The following is a 15,004-nucleotide window of genomic DNA, read 5'->3' on the forward strand; positions in this document are numbered from 1 at the left end:
CCCCTTTGAGGGGCATCGATGCCCGACATGTCAAGGGTTACGGGGTGTGTCACTGCGGTGTATTCCAACCTCCGGGCTGGTTTACTGCGGTCTCAGACTTGTGGCATGGAGAGCAAAGACCTCGACCGTATTTAGGATCGTCAGGGTTCAAGCCCTTGGATATCAATCCCTTTCGGGAGGTCGGCCAGTGGTCGGCTTCTCGAGATGGTCTCTTCATACACAGCACACAGATCGGATGCTTCGCGAGTACTTCCTCACGGAACCGGCGGTGTCCTCGACCTGTGTACCCACGCCAGCGAGATGAACCACGATGCTCTTCGGCCTTCTGCTGATGATCAGCACACCGACCACGAGTACCGAACGCTTGAACAAGCTCAGTGCAACCAGGCTGAGTGCATGGTTTCCTCGGCGCTGTTGGCATTCGTTGTCACCTCATTGCATCTGGGTACGACGAAGCCCCGAACCACTGAGTGATTCGGGGCTATCGTTTGAGCCAGTAAGGCCATTCAATCAGTAAATTTACGCGACTATGTCAAGTCCGTCAAACCCGACCCACACGTGGCAATCGAGCACCCCTTCGCTGAGGCCTGCTCGCCCTCAAAGCCTGCGACCAGATATCCCACGGAACAGCATGCGACACGTCCTCATTGCACCGCACCGTGCGCACACCATCAGGCCGCTCGGCCAACATCAGCTGAGCACCACACACCGTGGTCTTCATACCCACGTGGGTCTTGTGCTTGCACACCATGTCCGGCATCTCCACCCGCGTCTCCACACCATGAGTCACCGCCGTAATCTGATCAGCAGCCGAAGCAACCAACCAGTAAGCCTCACGACTCCACGCCTTATCCGCGGACCCAGCAATCTTGATCAGCTGCCACTTAGCCATCCACTCCGCCAAGCTCGGCGTAGTCTGATCAGCCGGCAACACCAACCCATCATGATCATCGACCAGGCGCAGGGCCACAGACCACACATCATCACGCACGATCCGCAACGCATCAGACACCGAGACATCCAACGGCAGCGGTGCCTCGACCCGGCCGGCATGACGCTCACTGTCACCACCACCGGAACTAGGATGCAACGCGTCCTGAGCTTCTTCCCACCGATCAGCAATCAACAGCAGATCAGCACGCATCCGATCATCACAGCTAACGCAGACATTCAGCCCCGACGCTGACGGCGGTGGAACCTGATCCTGCTCAGCCACCAGATGCACCACGCACACTCCGGAACCCTCACGGGCAATCGACTGACAACCCCAGCACCCACAACCAGGTGAGTTCTTATGCTCTGGCACGACTCATCTCCATTCCCGACAACGTGCTCATGACAAGACCTGCAATCCAATCCGACGGGCGCCACACCATTGCAGTCTGACCAGCCACTCGCAACGCATCGAGCCACACCTCTTGATCCGGAGACACCCGACCGCTCTGCGCTTTCAACTCCACAAACAATGTCCGCCGAGTCCGTGGGTTCACCATGACCAAATCAGGGAAGCCAGGATTAGACCGGCGCGAATCTGCCGTGTGGTAAATCTGCTTGAACCCGTACTGCTTCGCCAACGTGATCACATGAGACTGAAACTCAGACTCAGACCAGAGCAAAGCAGGATGCTTGATATTCATTAGTTCTTTCTCCTACGAGGTCTTCTACGTCTAGAGCGAGGCTTAGCAGGATCCACAGGCTTAGCAGGCACAGGTACAGGAGAACGAGCTTCCCGACCAGACCCTTCCCGACCCGACCCGGCATATCCAGATCCGCCACCCTCGTCGTCGTTGATCTTCAATTGATGATCTGTTGATTTATTTTTGATTTGCGGTTGATCGCGTGGAGGCGGTTTCGGCGACGAGTGCTGCACTTGCTGGCCGGAAGTGTCCATTGCCTGGGTAGTGGCTGCCGGTGTCTCACCTGGTGTGGGAGTCTCAACGGGCTCGTCATCGTGGACTGCAGGGAACGAGGCCAGATCCGAATGGGATCTTGGCTTCTCATGGGCCGGAGTATCCGTTGCCTCATGTCGCTCTACCTTGCCTGTTGCCGTAGCTGCCGGGACGATGCTGGATGCGCCGGAGGTGTCCGTTGCGTCATCGCTAGCCGGGCGTGCCCATTCGGGCATGCTGGCCGTCGTACCCTCAGTAGCCAGGACTGGCTTGGGATCGAATAGTTCTCTGCGTTTCTCTGATGCCTTCACGCGTGTACCGCATTTATCGAGCAGCCACTCGGCTGTCGTCTTGCTGTAGTAAGGCTCTTCCGGGGCTGGCCGTAGTGGTTTGTCCCAGGTTGCACCGTCCTTTCTAGATGAGTTGCACGTCCTGCAAGCGACGATCAGGCGCTCAGCGGGGGTTGGATCCGAATCATCGAGATCGCGTGGATCTAGATGGTCGATGGTTCCCACGCGAGCTGACTTCTGATCTCCACCTGCACCATTGCTGAATCGCACGATGACGCCACACCAGCGGCACTCGTCACCGTCACGCTTACGTACTGGACCGGAACGCTCAGGCTTGCGATTATCTGCTTCCCTGTTCTTGTTCCGCTCCTTTTCCGACTTGAGAATCATGTGGAAGAGATCTGCCTCTTCCACGAGCTTGAGACCAGCGCGCCTAATGCCCTTGTCGTCGTCAAACTCCTTCTCCTCGAATAGCCCGCAGTACAACGCTGCTGCGAGCAGCTCCTTGTACCGACTGAGGCCGGAAAGGCTCTTAGCGGTGCCGACCTCCACGATGTAGTCGCGGTCAAACGCCGCTGACCGAGTCGCACACTTCGCCACCCAGCCCCACAGTTCATTCAGCAGCCGGTCATCAGCCCAGTCCAGCTCCAGTACTCGCATGAACACCGGATGCTCGGCTGAAACGTCCGACACTTTCAACCAAGACATTGCTACTCGCTTCTTCCGGATGCTTACTCGTCTGCTGCGCCACGGCCCGAGCCACGGCGAGCGCCCATTTGTATTCTTTGGCTACGCAGATGCTTTTCTGGTGTTGGATGGTGTGCCATCGGTCTGGGCCTCGGCAGACGCGGATCTTTGAGTCTGTTGCGGTGAGGGCAATGACGATCATTCTCATGGCGTCATCTCGATGCGGATGATTTGTTCTGGGTCGCCTCGGCGTTTGTCGTATTCGCCGTTCCAACGGACGCGGATCTCGGTGACCAGGTCATCGTGTTCCACGCCGGTGATTCGTCCGTAACAGTCCGGGCGGTTCGGCAGTCGCATGTTGACGTGGAGTCCGCGGTGGAAGCTGGTCACGTCGCCCATGCGGGTCGGTTCCATGTCGCGGAGGCCGTGAAGCTTCTGCGGTGGACCGTCGAATTCCGGCGAGCGCTTGACTGGCTCCGGTACTGGCTGGCTCAATTGGTGGCCTCCATGAACGCTTGCTCGATCAATCGAAGGACAGTATTGCGAGCAAGCGGCGTTCCGGACTCAACGATTCCCCTGAGTTTCCGCAAGTCATCGGTTGAGATTCTCGGGCCGCTCATTAGGTTAGAGCGTTCGAAAGAAAGAGCGCCGAGGTAAGCAGACACGGCGGCCCGGGCTTCGTTCCGAAGTTCGTCGCGTCCATCCTCAAACTGCACATTCCATGCGTAGTCTGCCGAAACTTCGGGCTGTTGCACCGCGAGCAGTGCTTTCGCGCCAGCTTCAAGCGCGTCCTGGTTTAGGGGTGCTGTACTGGTTGTTGACACCCCCATGTTGCCTACACCCGGTACAGAACCCACTACTGTTCGTTGCAAGTCAGAGGAAAGATCGGTTTCAGATTCAACATTCTCCCGTGTGGGCTGATCAGTCATCGGTTTCACCTGATTCGTTTTGGAGGTTCATAAGCGCTTGGAGTGTGGAAATGTCCGAGCGGTCGATCATCTTCTGGTAAAGCTGGTACGACATGCTCGAAATTTCTTCCACTGCCTTGACCGCATAGAAGCCGTAGTCTTTCGGGTATCCGATAGCAACGGTCATTGGTATCTGAATGCCGTTCGCTGCCGTTGCGGTGATTTCAAATTCGAGAGTGTCAATCTCTGGCGTTTGTTCAGTCATTGGGTGTTTTTGTCCTTCCGATGATGGTGATCTTGTCGCTGGGTTCGAGGGCGTGGTTTTCGCTGTCTACGATGACGGAGACATACCTGCTGTCGAAGGTTTTCGTCTTGGGGTCGAAATAGCCGTGGATGACGCAGCACAGAGTGCCTACGGTTTCAGGGAAGCTGATCGTTTTGCCCAGGTCGGTGTTATTCAGCCGACGGGCTTCAATGACCGTGCTCATGCTGCACTCACCAGGTACCCGGCGAATTGGAGCCGAGACACACTGTCCTCACCGTGGATAAGGTACGAGGCGTCATACGTCATCGGGACCCATGCCCAATCCGTGCGGTGCTGGAACGCGAACTCCACTAGCTCGTCCGCGTCTAGCAGGGCTTCGATGGTTTCGCCGGACTCGTGTTCGACGTGCTGGCGTACGGCCTCGTCTGCGCTGTGAGCGTCGGTGGTGCCGGTGACTAGCCACTGGGCGCCGTCTTCGCCCATGGTTTGGACGGTGATTGTTTCGGTGCTCATGATGATGCCTTTCGTGAGTTGGTGATCTTGCCTTTGAGTTCGCGGATCTTGTCCGGCTGGTAACCGAACCAGGTGTCGGTGTCATCGGTGGACGCGTCATAGACCACGACGCACGGCATCTCGGCCGGCACGTTCAGAGCTGCGGCTTCGCGCTTGAGCTCATCGATGAGCGTTTTCTCTTCGTCCCGGACGAGGATCTTCGTAAACGGGATCTCCATGCGGTCCATAGCTCTCCCGGTATTGATGCACTGATTGCAGCCGGAAGGCTTGGAGTACACGGTGACGCGGATCGTGTCCGCTGGCGCTTCCTCCGGGGCTTCGTCAGGCAGGTGGCAGTTGCACTGGCACTCCCCCTCGGAATCCGTGGCATCGTCCCAAGCCCGGCCGTAGCAGGTCCGATGTTTCATTTCCCGGCAGTCTGCCGAAGTTTCGAAGATGCTCATGCTGGTTTTCCTCCTACAAGGTGGTGGGGTTGTTTTAGGATTAACAAGGTTTTGGCTAGTCATCGGAGACGTCAGCGAGGGCTAGTACCCTGTCGAGGTCGGTGGCCGGCACGAGTACTCCTCTGGCTTTGCTACCGTCTGCGGGGCCGACGATGCCTAGAAGTTCTAGCTCGTCCAAGAGTCTGGATGCTCTGGCGAAGCCGATACGGAGTTTGCGCTGCAGCATCGAGCTGGACGCGAATTGGCTGGTGACGATCAGCTCGATCGCCTCGGCCATGAGCTTTCGATCTTCGGACGGCAGCGGCGTGACTTCCAGCGTGGTGCTCCCAGAGCCGATGTTGACGACGTTGCTCCCGTTGTCCTCCACAAACTTGGCCACGAAGTCCTTGACACCTGAGACGATGGCCGACTCAGCATCCGGCCGGCCACTGCCACGACCCCGCAGCGCATAAGCCAACGCCGGTAACCTGGCAGACCAACCCCGGGCAGCGTCCTTGAGCTTGGTATCTAGCTCGGAGCCTTCCTCCGCTTTGATCGGCATCAGCATCCCAATGAACGACTCACCACAAGTGATCAGCATGCGAGTCTTCAAGTTCGTTGGTTCAATCGCCAACGGCTCCTTATAGGAAGCCGATGCGTGAGCGAACAACTGCAGAAGCTTCCCATTGGCCATGATGCGAGCTGGCACCCGCTTCTCAGCGTCTACCGCTTCAAGGAAGAGACGTGGCAAGTTCGGGAACATCTCCGAGGTATTGCCATTCGGGACGATGTACGTTTTACCCGGGAACAGGCCAGAGATATCGGTGAAGGTCAGCTCCTTACCCGTCACGTGGATCTGCAACGAATCGCCGATCTCATCCTCCGGCTGATTCTTCGACGCCTTGAATACCGAGAGCAGCTCCTTGACTACCGTTGGGTCAAGGTCGAAAGAGTCTTCTTCCGGATCTCCGGTGAGCCCTTCGGACTCCCAGACGCTCACGATTGCCAGTGCGGCCGAGGCGGTGTTGGTTGCCTGGACATACACGTGGCCGTCATCAGCCATGAAGTGGATAACGTCCAACCCAGTCGATGAGTCGTTGTGCACGTGCGGCTGCACCGACACCAGAGCATGTCTTAGATCTGCGGTGTTGATTGTCAATCTCATGACGATCCCTCCTGACCTTGTGCTTCTTTGGCTTGTCTTCTCATACGGCTGGCGCGACGTTCGTGGCTGATACGCACCTTCGGGATGGTTCCCCCGAATACGCCGTGGTTCCGAGTGATGTCTTTACCCATGGAGTAGTCCTGGCAGGCATCCATTACCGGGCAGCCAGCGCAAATTGCTATGGCCTCAGCTGCGGCTTTTTCATCTGCGGAGACCGGGAAGAACGGGTCACCATTCTTTTTGAAGTCCCAGCCCTTGCATTTCGCTTCATCCATCCAATGCTTCGACTCCGAAGCCTTGCCCTCGGACTGCTTGGTCATGCTTCGCCAGCCTCGCTCTACCATTCCGGCGCCCACCTTCGCTGATGCGATCCCAGAGCGCCGGTGCGGTGAAAAACCGCCATCTCACGGAACTCCTTCACGGTCTTCTGCGCCCACCAGAACACTTCCTCCTGGCTAGTACTAGCTCTGGTAACCCAGACACCGTTTACTCGGGCTTCCTTACCAGGGCCAACCCAGATCTTCGCGGACCAGATCAGCTCACCCGCGTTCAGGCCAGCAGTCGGGCGAACCGTGGCACGCGGCCACTCCGCGTCGTCAGGCGTGCTCTCGAATCTTCTGTAGGCGTTCGGCAGATCCACCAACCGAGTAACCGGCGCAGTCCCCATCGTTGAAGGATGAGCACCCATCGACCGGGCACGCTCGCCAGTCTGGTGAAGGGTGAGTGAAAACTGTCCTACCTCATCCAGCACTGCAAAATTGGCTTCCAAGCCAGACCGAACTAATGCAACGGCGCTCATTCTGAATCCTCTGCATCTTCGATGCAGTTCACGCAGAATCCAGCCCACTCGGAATCGGCAACGACTTCCTGCGAGCATTCCTGGCACGTCGCTGTCACCTCGTCCGGCACTGGCACCAGATCGAATTCACGGTTACGACTCGGCTCAACCTTCGCGGAGTACTGCATCGCTTCAACCTCATCGAGATCAAGCGTGTAGCCGAGCTGACCAGTGAGCAGCTGGTAGTACTCACGGACGCCATTCCAACCACCATAGAATCCGTCACGCTCGGACGAACTGCGCTCGAACCCTTTGAGCTTCGCGAGCCTTTCCTCGGTATTGCTGGAACTGACCAATTTCAAGACCAAGGCCAACTTAGACAGCGGCCACCGAGATAAGAACTTGCCCACGTTTGCACGCCAGGACTCCCGCGTAGCGAAGTCCTGTTCATTCGGGTATTCGTTGCTGACGAGCTTGCCCAACAACATCTGCGGAGTATCGTCGTACTTCGAAGCGAATATGATCTGCTCGACCAGGACCTGCTTAGCGAAATCCTCGTCAGCCTTCTTGTTCTGCACCGCATCAATAATGAAAGCCATGCGAGTCCGGGCAACGATCGACAGCATGCCGTTCAACTTCGCTTGGGTCTGTTTGTCCTGCTTCTCAGCCTCAGTCAGCTCAAGCTTGGCTTTCTTCTCCTTGACGAACCACTGCGGTTCCGGATCGCTGTAATGGAACCTGTACTTATGGCCAGCTTCGACGTGCTCAGCATCTGTCAGCTCGTCCTCAACCTGCGCCCAGGCATTACTGTACGAAATGTCGTAGTCACCCTCGACAGCTTTCAACGCCTGCAGATCCAATCTTCTGGCATCACGGCGCAGGGAAGACTCAGTTTCCGCAATGACGCGTTCCACCGTATCGATGCTGGCACCGTTGGCCATGGACTCGATCTTCTCCACGGTGCGTTCGTAGAGCTGTGGATTATCAGACTGATCTTCGAGCTCCTGCAAACGCTGCACAGCGTCCAAACGCAGGCGGCCTGCAGAGTAAGCCTTGGACACCCCGTCATTCTTCTGAGCAACCTTGGCGCGGGCCTGCACCTCCTTGCGGGACATCTTGAACTTCTTACCCACAGTGGTGATATCCATGCCAAGATCCAGCAAGCCCTGGATACCCTTGGACACTTCATGTTCAGACAATGGTCTGTGGTTGCGACCGGTGGTCAGCATTGTCTCGATATCAGCACGAGGACCACGCTCCGCCGTCGGTGCCGGCAGTACTACACACGGCACCTCGGTCAGTCCAGCTTCCGCTGCGGCGGATCTTCTGCGGTTACCGTCCTGCACCACGAAGTCACCAGCACGGTCAGGATGCGGATACACCAGCAACGGGCTCATCACACCCATTGATTTGATCTCCGAGGCGAGCTGTGTCAGATCGCCCAAATCGTCACGGATGTTATCGGGGTGCTGGTGCACCGAGGACAAAGCCAAAACTTGCAGTGTGGCATCGAATTTAGCCATGGAAATATGCCCCTCTCAGGGGAAAGTATTTAGAGTGAAACGAGTTTGGTGTTATTCGCTGTTATGCAGCGTTATAAGCTGCACGCTCTGAGATGAACCAGTCACCACACGCGGTAATGACGAGCATCAAAGCGACCAGGGCAGCAAGTCCCGAAACACCGTTGCTCAGCTGTGCGGTAAGTCCGCAGAAAACCAGCAGGAACCCGACCATCGGTGACCAGAACCGCCACATACGACGCGAAGCCATCCGCAGAATCTGCTCGGCGCTCATCTGACGTCACCACCGTCGAACAGCGAAGCAGCTGGCACCGGAGCCGGGACCTCCACAGCAGTGAAGTACGCGAGATCCTGGCCATTCACGTTCAAAAGGCCACGGCCGCCCTCGCCCAAGTCCCGAAGGTTGCCCTTGTCGACAACGACCTTTGCGATCGGATACACCGGGCGCATCATTCTGAGCACCGCTTCGGCAGCGACCTTAGGTCGGTCAGACTTCGGATACCGTTGCCACTCGACATCGATGACTGCCGAAGGCAGTAGCTTCTTCATCGGGTACACGCTGACCCGGCCTTTCACCTTGCTCATCTTCTGCCATCCTTGGTGTTGAAGCTCAGGATCAGATCGCCCACGAGCTAGCCACCACTTCTCGCTGATTGTCGATGTATGCCTGGATATCGGTGGCCGCGATCCGCGTGGTCTTGCCACGAGTACCCACCATGACCTTCGGCAGATCGCCATTGTTGATCAGGTCGTACACAGAGGTGAGCCCGATCGACAGCAACTCGGCCGTTTCGGCCACCGTGAACAGCATGCGGACCGGCCGCATCTCCATCGGTAGACCCGGCTCCACATCAATCACCTGCTCGCCTCTGCGAGCGTTGGGAAAACTGACTACACTAGACATTGAAATCACTTCCTTGCTTACCGTTTGATTTGGTTTCATCGCACCCAGCAGCTGTAACTGCTGGGTGCTTCTTATTTCCCCGAAATACGAGGCTTAGACCCTCCGCCGATAGGATTCGAGTACCCCTACACGAACCACCTACCAACGGAGGAAACTTGGAATACTGGCGAGAAGTCTTTACGCCCAGCGCCATGGGCCTGATCATCGGCGGCGCCATTGGTATCGGGCTGCCCATCCTCAACGAATGGCTAAAAGTGATACACGGACGAAGCGAATCCATCAAAGGCCTGCGGCTACAAACCACTACCGAACTGCTCGCTGGCATCTCAGAGTTCCGCAAAGCAATCAACCTCGACGCATACGAGAAGCAAGACAAATACGACGAGCAAGCAGCTAAAGGCCGAGATCGCATTGCCTCGGCGACACATGAAGTTGAAGCCCGAACACAAATGCACTCCATCTGGAATCGGTTCGTCCTGCAATCCAGGAACCTAGCCACAGACTTTTCGAAACGATCAACCGAAAGCAAGGAACTTTCAGAGACCTTCGAACTCATTCTCGAAACGATCCGAATCGCAGGCACACCCGGCGTTGCCGTCCTGCCAAGCATGCTGTCCGCATGGGTGCGACGTGGCCGCATCGACTTCAACGAACTCAAGCTAGTCCGAGAAGAACTCTCCAAACAGATCAAGGAAACTCGGAAGTAACCAACTAGACAGTTCATCTCGACCTCCGCTTCGAGACTTCATCTGCTCCTGGCGGCCGAACCCTAACCACCTGAAGCGGACCAACTCGCCAGCACATCTGCGAAACTCCCCATCTTTCAAGCCCTCGGAATTCTTCTCGCTCCACGGTGACCAACACACTGTTCGATTCGGATTCCACCTTGACCAGTTTCTCGAAGGCACCAAATAACTCGATGCCTCCACCGACGTGACTCTGTGCCAAATCTCTGGCTGGGATATTTTCAACCTCAGGAATTTCCAGAGTCTCCACAACGTCGCCCTCAGGCTCATCGGAACTCTTGAACCAACCCATCACGCCACCTCCTTTTCCATTTCTTCGTTCCATGCGTCGCATGCCTGACCGGCGAGCGCTGATGGATCGGTCATGCTGTCCTCTTTCGCTCCACATCGTGTTCAGCAAAATCTGACACATGAGTCAAAAAAAGATCTTCAACTCCGACGCCGAGGAATTTTGCTATTCGCAAGGCTGGCTCAGGCTCCAGGGTCTTCACTTCTCCGCTTACTAGCCGATTCATATAGCTATGAGACTTCCAGCCCGCCGCCTTTGCTAAGCCGCGGTTGGAAACTTCCTGAACGATCATGAGTCGCTGGAGCATCTTTCTGTCTCGGAGTTCCATCCAGAGACCTCCAATTGCTCGGGGGTGTTTGACAATGTTCACTGTACCGCCTCTCGTTACGTCGTGTCCAGTAAAACGTTACTTGATAATTTCTCTAGTGTCCACCCTGCAAGCCGACTTTTTCCCGGTATCCACGTAGAACGGGGCATCGAACGGATATAAATGGTAAATTTCTAGTGTCCAGCATGCCGTTACACCCGGTGTCCGCGATGTTTGAATTTCCGTCCACTCCTAGTCCAAGGTTGCTTCGTGAACGAAATCCACCCACTTGGGGAATTGCTCCAAGAAGTCATGGACCGCAACAGCTGGTCGCTGAGGGCCTTATCCTCGCGAGCAGATAGCTTGGGATTCAAAATGAGCCATTCAAACTTTGGCCGGCTGAAGGATGAGCCGGTTTCAAGCATGAAAGGCGAGACGATCAAGATGCTCGCCCAGGTCCTCAAAGTTTCTGAGGCTCAGGTAGCTGATGCGGTACTAGCTTCTATGGGGATTGACTCAAGCGCAGGCAAGGAGCAGCCGGCTCTAGCTGAGTTCGTTCGCACTTCTAGTGAAGTGAGCGATCGCGATCAACGGATACTCCTATCCGTGATCGACGCGATGCGCGACAAGGAAAGCGGAACCAATGGACAACACGACAACCAGGACCCCAACCCACCTAAGCCACTCCGAGCAGTGGCGCCCACGAGTGACGCTAGCCAGGGACAGAAGACCGAGCCTGAGGGCAGCATCATTGAATTCCATGGTGCCGAAGCTCTGGAGTACCCGGCGCCACCTATTGAATCTTTAGCAGCACACCCAAAGGTGAAGACCGTACGGGAACAGCTCGACGAACAAACCGACGAGCGCTACGCAGATAAACAAGGCCCGAGGGATGAAGGATGACTGAACCATCTCTACTCACACTAGATAGCCCGTTGCTCCTGTCACCCCCGGGCCGATCCCGTTTAACCTTTAATGATTTCGAGAATCAATATGGTCCTGGCACGATTTATTGCGGTAATGATCGGCGTCAACAGATTTGGGACCATTTCGTCAAGGCAACTGCCATGCTCAGAGACTCCTTGCCAATTGCGGCCGTCTGGATTGGTGGATCATTTGTGACGAATAAACCAGAGCCAAATGACATCGATGCGGTGTATATTCTGAATCAGAACAAGTATTCGACTCTTGATGATTTCGGGAAGCGGCGTATTGCCGGATTTGCTGAGGATGGTTGGCTATTTGATCGAGGTATCCGAGTCGACAGTCACGTAGTTGACTGGTTTCCGCACAGTGAATTGGACATGGAAGACCCCTCACAGGGGCCGTATCTAAAATCTCGTGGCTATTGGGATGATTTTCTACAGCGATATGCCGTCGATAAGCTTGCTGAATTGACCGAAGACAGCGCGATCCCAAAACGAGGTTACTTGGAGGTGATTCTGGATGGGTATGACTCCTGATGATGCAATATGGGCATCTCTGAATTTCGAAGACTTGCCGGTATTCGATAGCGCCCAGGATCTTTCCCGATACAGCATCGAAACACATCAAGGCCACAACCGATTGGCGCGCACCAAACATAGCCGAGGCTTCCTGCGTCTCGCTGGGCCCGGTGTTGATGGACATCAGGCTGATGCAGCGCAGGCCTTCGCCGTGGGCATCGCGTTCCAAAAGGTAATAACTGCATTCGGCTCGGCTCTGCATGGTGCGAAGGCATCTATTTCAAAAATTGCTGAACAACAGACTCGACTCCGTCTAGATGGCTCTCCTGCTCCCGGCTCTATCATTTTCAATCTCGTTGCAGCCTCTACGCCAGCCGACGAGTTACGCCCAAACGGCGAATTATTCGATAAAAATAACGAGCTGTTGGTCGATCGTTCATTTGATGCCTTGAACCAGGTCTTTTCTCCAAGTGAATCATTCGAAGATCGGGAAACTCTCGTTACGCAACTTGAAGACCTCGGCCCGCAAGCAGCAAAGGCATTGCGCTCTTTCGTGACGATCGTTGGGGACCATTATTTCGACATGGAACTTAAGTGGCAACAGCCTTTAGCTCCCGCCTTGCACTGGTCCGTGCCTACCTTGAAATCGCAGATGCTGCGTGACTTTATCGCATTGAACCGACTTGACGAAGTCCCAGTTACGCTAACTGGGCGCTTGCATACGGTATCAATTAGCAATAAATGGTCGCTGGTATCGGATGAGTTTGGAAAAATTACTCTTGATTTGGCTGACCTGACGGAAAGAATTAGTCGATCCAGCTTCCCCGCTGGGTCCCTAGTCGAGGCCAACGCCATGATGACGCAAAGCGAAGGGGCAGGATCCAAAGCTAAACGCGACTTTAGAGTTACCAGCCTGAGGGCATTGCAAGACTGAGTTATTTTACTTATCCCATTGCCCCGACAGTTTGAACCGTCACGTTGTCACATTAACTTCACACCATAGTTCGAACATATGTTCGAACTATGCAGAATGTATGGGGCATGCTGCGCTCACTCGCGCACGTAGCAATTATTTGGACTAGACCACACCCAGAAGTAGTAGCCGCGTCGGACGGTCGTCGGATCTGGATTGACCCAGCGCTGACGACCGCCGAGCAGCACTGCTTCTTGGCACACGAAGCAATACACATCAAGCACGGGCACACTACGTGCCAGACACCAGCCGTTGAACGGCAAGTCTGCCTAGAGGTCGCTCGATTCTTGATCAGCTTCGAGGCATTACAGAAGGTCGCGGGCTGGTCCCGCTGCCCTATTGAAATAGCAGAGGAACTCGGCGTCACCGAGGAAGTACTCCTTGACCGGTTCGCCACCTTGGACGGCCAGCAGATCCAAGCGCTCTGGCCACCAGGTGAGCACATCGCCTAACCACTTATCCACAATCCGTAATCCCACCGCGTCAAGGGGTCTATTTGGCGCGCACACTTTCCCCAAGGAGGGAAACTCATGGATACCCCAGAGCCCAGGGCCAAGCGAGGCAACCAAGAAGGTTCCGAGCCCCGCATCCGAAAGGACGGGCGCTGGCAAGCTAACTACATCGTCGGATACAAACCCAGCGGCCAACCAATACGAAGTTCGGCCTACGGTAAGACCAAGGCCGAATGCACACGCAAACTCCAAAAAGCTCTGCGTGAAGTTCACGCCGGAGACGTCACTATTGGACTGAAACCTCGGCTGATTGAATGGCTTGACTACTGGCTGACCAACGTAGCTCCTGCCACAGCTAAGAGCCCACAATCGCGCAAGACTTATCGAAACAGGATCAACAACCATATCCGGCCACACCGGCTAGCAGGCAAGCGCCTGGACAAGCTCACCCCTACAGACTTCGAAACCATCTACGCCACCATGCGCGAGGCGTCGCTTTCGGAATCCAGCATCTCCGGACTGCATGCAATTCTCCGGCGAGCGCTGAATATTGCTGTGAAGCGTGGACTGCTGGGTAAGAATCCGTTGCTGATGCTGGATGCTCCTGTTCCTGCTGCGTTCGAACCGCAAGTGTATTCGACGGATGAAGTGCGGCGAATGATTTCGGCAGCGGAGGAGCGTGACGATGAAGCGCGGTGGCTGTTGAATCTCATGCTTGGTCCGCGGCAGGGTGAGGCGCTAGGGCTCACTTGGTCTGATATTGATTTCAAGGCGGGAAAGATCCGGATAGAGAGGGAGCTGTTTGTGCTTCCGTGGGAGCATGGCTGCAATGCGGACGATCCGAGCGATACGAAGTGCGGCCGGAAGTTCGGACGGCACTGCCCGATGCGTCATAGCGGCGGTTACTTCACAGGCCCGCCTAAGAGCTCAGCGGGTGTTCGGCGTGTAACTATGCCCTCCCCCTTGCGGAAGTCGCTCCTGCGCCACTCAGAGACTCAGCGAACCATTCGCGAGCATGCGCCGTGGAGTCCTTGGGTTGACCAAGACGGGGTTGAGCGGGATCTGGTCTTCTGCCGGCAACGCGGTTTGCCGATCTATCCGAAGGCGGACTGGCTCGCGTGGCGATCGCTTCTCGAGGATGCAAAGGTTCCGGTAGGGCGACCCCACGACGGCCGGCACACAGCGGCCACCACCATGCTTCTCCTGGGTGTGGATCAGCGAGTGGTTATGGAGATCCTTGGCTGGTCGCAGATCTCCATGCTCCAGCGATATCAACACGTACTCGACGAGATGCACCAGGATGTGGCTGACAGGCTCACCGATCACTGGACCACCCCGGAACCGGTGCCACCAAGCAATGTGATTTCCCTTCAGGACCGATTCAAGAAGCGCGGATCTTTCGGGGCCTGAAACAAAAATTGTGGTCAAATTGTGGTCAAAACCGTTGGTCT

Annotated in this window: 23 protein-coding genes; 6 read left to right on the forward strand and 17 right to left on the reverse strand. The window is 55.9% G+C overall.

Going from position 1 to position 15,004, the window contains the following annotated elements:
- Positions 1-541: 541 nt before the first annotated feature.
- From VJ369_RS09820 to VJ369_RS09895, 16 genes are all read right to left on the reverse strand, one after another.
- Positions 542-1,306: a hypothetical protein gene (locus VJ369_RS09820; protein WP_324091890.1), complete on the reverse strand. Its 765-nt coding sequence runs from the start codon at positions 1,304-1,306 to the stop codon at positions 542-544.
- Positions 1,293-1,637 carry a VRR-NUC domain-containing protein gene (locus VJ369_RS09825; RefSeq protein WP_324091891.1) on the reverse strand — a complete coding sequence of 115 codons (345 nt, stop codon included), beginning with the start codon at positions 1,635-1,637 and terminating at the stop codon, positions 1,293-1,295. The genes VJ369_RS09820 and VJ369_RS09825 overlap by 14 nt, the downstream gene beginning before the upstream one ends.
- A complete protein-coding gene (locus tag VJ369_RS09830) occupies positions 1,637-2,887 on the reverse strand; it encodes a hypothetical protein (protein ID WP_324091892.1) in 1,251 nt (416 codons plus the stop codon). The genes VJ369_RS09825 and VJ369_RS09830 overlap by 1 nt, the downstream gene beginning before the upstream one ends.
- Positions 2,888-3,070: 183 nt before the next feature.
- On the reverse strand, positions 3,071-3,361 hold the full coding sequence (locus VJ369_RS09835) for a hypothetical protein (protein WP_324091893.1): 291 nt from the start codon (positions 3,359-3,361) through the stop codon (positions 3,071-3,073).
- On the reverse strand, positions 3,358-3,795 hold the full coding sequence (locus VJ369_RS09840; protein WP_324091894.1) for a hypothetical protein: 438 nt from the start codon (positions 3,793-3,795) through the stop codon (positions 3,358-3,360). The genes VJ369_RS09835 and VJ369_RS09840 overlap by 4 nt, the downstream gene beginning before the upstream one ends.
- Entirely contained in the window at positions 3,788-4,039 is a 252-nt protein-coding gene (locus VJ369_RS09845) for a hypothetical protein (protein ID WP_324091895.1), read from the reverse strand. Before VJ369_RS09845 ends, VJ369_RS09840 begins: the two co-directional genes overlap by 8 nt.
- Positions 4,032-4,262, reverse strand: a complete 231-nt coding sequence (locus VJ369_RS09850) for a hypothetical protein (RefSeq protein ID WP_324091896.1) — start codon at positions 4,260-4,262, stop codon at positions 4,032-4,034. The genes VJ369_RS09845 and VJ369_RS09850 overlap by 8 nt, the downstream gene beginning before the upstream one ends.
- Positions 4,259-4,552, reverse strand: a complete 294-nt coding sequence (locus tag VJ369_RS09855; RefSeq protein ID WP_324091897.1) for a hypothetical protein — start codon at positions 4,550-4,552, stop codon at positions 4,259-4,261. The genes VJ369_RS09850 and VJ369_RS09855 overlap by 4 nt, the downstream gene beginning before the upstream one ends.
- Positions 4,549-4,995, reverse strand: a complete 447-nt coding sequence (locus VJ369_RS09860; protein ID WP_324091898.1) for a hypothetical protein — start codon at positions 4,993-4,995, stop codon at positions 4,549-4,551. Before VJ369_RS09860 ends, VJ369_RS09855 begins: the two co-directional genes overlap by 4 nt.
- 55 nt (positions 4,996-5,050) lie before the next feature.
- Positions 5,051-6,139, reverse strand: coding sequence for a DNA translocase FtsK (locus tag VJ369_RS09865; protein WP_324091899.1), 1,089 nt, complete (start codon positions 6,137-6,139; stop codon positions 5,051-5,053).
- Positions 6,136-6,459 carry a WhiB family transcriptional regulator gene (locus tag VJ369_RS09870; RefSeq protein WP_324091900.1) on the reverse strand — a complete coding sequence of 108 codons (324 nt, stop codon included), beginning with the start codon at positions 6,457-6,459 and terminating at the stop codon, positions 6,136-6,138. Before VJ369_RS09870 ends, VJ369_RS09865 begins: the two co-directional genes overlap by 4 nt.
- A 17-nt stretch (positions 6,460-6,476) precedes the next feature.
- Positions 6,477-6,938, reverse strand: coding sequence for a hypothetical protein (locus VJ369_RS09875; RefSeq protein WP_324091901.1), 462 nt, complete (start codon positions 6,936-6,938; stop codon positions 6,477-6,479).
- Positions 6,935-8,440 (reverse strand): ParB/RepB/Spo0J family partition protein, encoded by a 1,506-nt coding sequence (locus VJ369_RS09880; protein ID WP_324091902.1) that lies wholly within the window; start codon positions 8,438-8,440, stop codon positions 6,935-6,937. The genes VJ369_RS09875 and VJ369_RS09880 overlap by 4 nt, the downstream gene beginning before the upstream one ends.
- 61 nt (positions 8,441-8,501) lie before the next feature.
- The gene (locus tag VJ369_RS09885) at positions 8,502-8,711 is read right to left on the reverse strand and encodes a hypothetical protein (protein ID WP_324091903.1); all 210 of its coding nucleotides are present in this window, start codon (positions 8,709-8,711) and stop codon (positions 8,502-8,504) included.
- Positions 8,708-9,022: a hypothetical protein gene (locus tag VJ369_RS09890; protein ID WP_324091904.1), complete on the reverse strand. Its 315-nt coding sequence runs from the start codon at positions 9,020-9,022 to the stop codon at positions 8,708-8,710. Before VJ369_RS09890 ends, VJ369_RS09885 begins: the two co-directional genes overlap by 4 nt.
- Positions 9,023-9,053: 31 nt before the next feature.
- A complete protein-coding gene (locus VJ369_RS09895) occupies positions 9,054-9,341 on the reverse strand; it encodes a helix-turn-helix domain-containing protein (protein ID WP_324091905.1) in 288 nt (95 codons plus the stop codon).
- A gap of 155 nt (positions 9,342-9,496) precedes the next feature.
- Between VJ369_RS09895 and VJ369_RS09900 the strand changes: the two genes are divergently transcribed.
- On the forward strand, positions 9,497-10,048 hold the full coding sequence (locus tag VJ369_RS09900) for a hypothetical protein (RefSeq protein ID WP_324091906.1): 552 nt from the start codon (positions 9,497-9,499) through the stop codon (positions 10,046-10,048).
- Positions 10,049-10,449: 401 nt separating this feature from the next.
- Here the strand turns inward: VJ369_RS09900 and VJ369_RS19175 are convergent, their stop codons facing one another.
- Positions 10,450-10,704, reverse strand: coding sequence for a helix-turn-helix domain-containing protein (locus VJ369_RS19175; RefSeq protein WP_414652641.1), 255 nt, complete (start codon positions 10,702-10,704; stop codon positions 10,450-10,452).
- Positions 10,705-11,058: 354 nt separating this feature from the next.
- Here VJ369_RS19175 and VJ369_RS09905 point away from each other — a divergent pair, with 354 nt between their 5' ends.
- From VJ369_RS09905 to VJ369_RS09925, 5 genes are all read left to right on the forward strand, one after another.
- Positions 11,059-11,586 (forward strand): hypothetical protein, encoded by a 528-nt coding sequence (locus VJ369_RS09905; RefSeq protein ID WP_324091907.1) that lies wholly within the window; start codon positions 11,059-11,061, stop codon positions 11,584-11,586.
- Positions 11,583-12,146, forward strand: a complete 564-nt coding sequence (locus tag VJ369_RS09910; protein WP_324091908.1) for a DUF6932 family protein — start codon at positions 11,583-11,585, stop codon at positions 12,144-12,146. The genes VJ369_RS09905 and VJ369_RS09910 overlap by 4 nt, the downstream gene beginning before the upstream one ends.
- Positions 12,130-13,062 (forward strand): hypothetical protein, encoded by a 933-nt coding sequence (locus VJ369_RS09915; protein WP_324091909.1) that lies wholly within the window; start codon positions 12,130-12,132, stop codon positions 13,060-13,062. Before VJ369_RS09910 ends, VJ369_RS09915 begins: the two co-directional genes overlap by 17 nt.
- A gap of 89 nt (positions 13,063-13,151) precedes the next feature.
- Complete coding sequence (locus tag VJ369_RS09920) at positions 13,152-13,553, forward strand: ImmA/IrrE family metallo-endopeptidase (RefSeq protein WP_324091910.1); 402 nt, start codon at positions 13,152-13,154, stop codon at positions 13,551-13,553.
- Between the two features lie 78 nt (positions 13,554-13,631).
- A complete protein-coding gene (locus tag VJ369_RS09925) occupies positions 13,632-14,963 on the forward strand; it encodes a site-specific integrase (RefSeq protein ID WP_324091911.1) in 1,332 nt (443 codons plus the stop codon).
- The last annotated feature ends 41 nt before the right edge of the window (positions 14,964-15,004 follow it).

The sequence above is a fragment of the Glutamicibacter sp. genome, assembly GCF_035257265.1.
GTDB lineage: Bacteria > Actinomycetota > Actinomycetes > Actinomycetales > Micrococcaceae > Glutamicibacter.

Excerpts from the sequence above, each read along its gene's own strand:
- VJ369_RS09825 (WP_324091891.1), bottom strand. The coding sequence starts at position 1,637 with ATGAATATCAAGCATCCTGCTTTGCTCTGGTCTGAGTCTGAGTTTCAG.
- VJ369_RS09830 (WP_324091892.1), bottom strand. The coding sequence starts at position 2,887 with ATGTCTTGGTTGAAAGTGTCGGACGTTTCAGCCGAGCATCCGGTGTTC.
- VJ369_RS09840 (WP_324091894.1), bottom strand. The coding sequence starts at position 3,795 with ATGACTGATCAGCCCACACGGGAGAATGTTGAATCTGAAACCGATCTT.
- VJ369_RS09845 (WP_324091895.1), bottom strand. The coding sequence starts at position 4,039 with ATGACTGAACAAACGCCAGAGATTGACACTCTCGAATTTGAAATCACC.
- VJ369_RS09850 (WP_324091896.1), bottom strand. The coding sequence starts at position 4,262 with ATGAGCACGGTCATTGAAGCCCGTCGGCTGAATAACACCGACCTGGGC.
- VJ369_RS09855 (WP_324091897.1), bottom strand. The coding sequence starts at position 4,552 with ATGAGCACCGAAACAATCACCGTCCAAACCATGGGCGAAGACGGCGCC.
- VJ369_RS09860 (WP_324091898.1), bottom strand. The coding sequence starts at position 4,995 with ATGAGCATCTTCGAAACTTCGGCAGACTGCCGGGAAATGAAACATCGG.
- VJ369_RS09865 (WP_324091899.1), bottom strand. The coding sequence starts at position 6,139 with ATGAGATTGACAATCAACACCGCAGATCTAAGACATGCTCTGGTGTCG.
- VJ369_RS09870 (WP_324091900.1), bottom strand. The coding sequence starts at position 6,459 with ATGACCAAGCAGTCCGAGGGCAAGGCTTCGGAGTCGAAGCATTGGATG.
- VJ369_RS09875 (WP_324091901.1), bottom strand. The coding sequence starts at position 6,938 with ATGAGCGCCGTTGCATTAGTTCGGTCTGGCTTGGAAGCCAATTTTGCA.
- VJ369_RS09880 (WP_324091902.1), bottom strand. The coding sequence starts at position 8,440 with ATGGCTAAATTCGATGCCACACTGCAAGTTTTGGCTTTGTCCTCGGTG.
- VJ369_RS09885 (WP_324091903.1), bottom strand. The coding sequence starts at position 8,711 with ATGAGCGCCGAGCAGATTCTGCGGATGGCTTCGCGTCGTATGTGGCGG.
- VJ369_RS09890 (WP_324091904.1), bottom strand. The coding sequence starts at position 9,022 with ATGAGCAAGGTGAAAGGCCGGGTCAGCGTGTACCCGATGAAGAAGCTA.
- VJ369_RS09895 (WP_324091905.1), bottom strand. The coding sequence starts at position 9,341 with ATGTCTAGTGTAGTCAGTTTTCCCAACGCTCGCAGAGGCGAGCAGGTG.
- VJ369_RS19175 (WP_414652641.1), bottom strand. The coding sequence starts at position 10,704 with ATGGAACTCCGAGACAGAAAGATGCTCCAGCGACTCATGATCGTTCAG.
- VJ369_RS09905 (WP_324091907.1), top strand. The coding sequence starts at position 11,059 with ATGAGCCATTCAAACTTTGGCCGGCTGAAGGATGAGCCGGTTTCAAGC.
- VJ369_RS09910 (WP_324091908.1), top strand. The coding sequence starts at position 11,583 with ATGACTGAACCATCTCTACTCACACTAGATAGCCCGTTGCTCCTGTCA.
- VJ369_RS09915 (WP_324091909.1), top strand. The coding sequence starts at position 12,130 with ATGGGTATGACTCCTGATGATGCAATATGGGCATCTCTGAATTTCGAA.
- VJ369_RS09920 (WP_324091910.1), top strand. The coding sequence starts at position 13,152 with ATGCAGAATGTATGGGGCATGCTGCGCTCACTCGCGCACGTAGCAATT.
- VJ369_RS09925 (WP_324091911.1), top strand. The coding sequence starts at position 13,632 with ATGGATACCCCAGAGCCCAGGGCCAAGCGAGGCAACCAAGAAGGTTCC.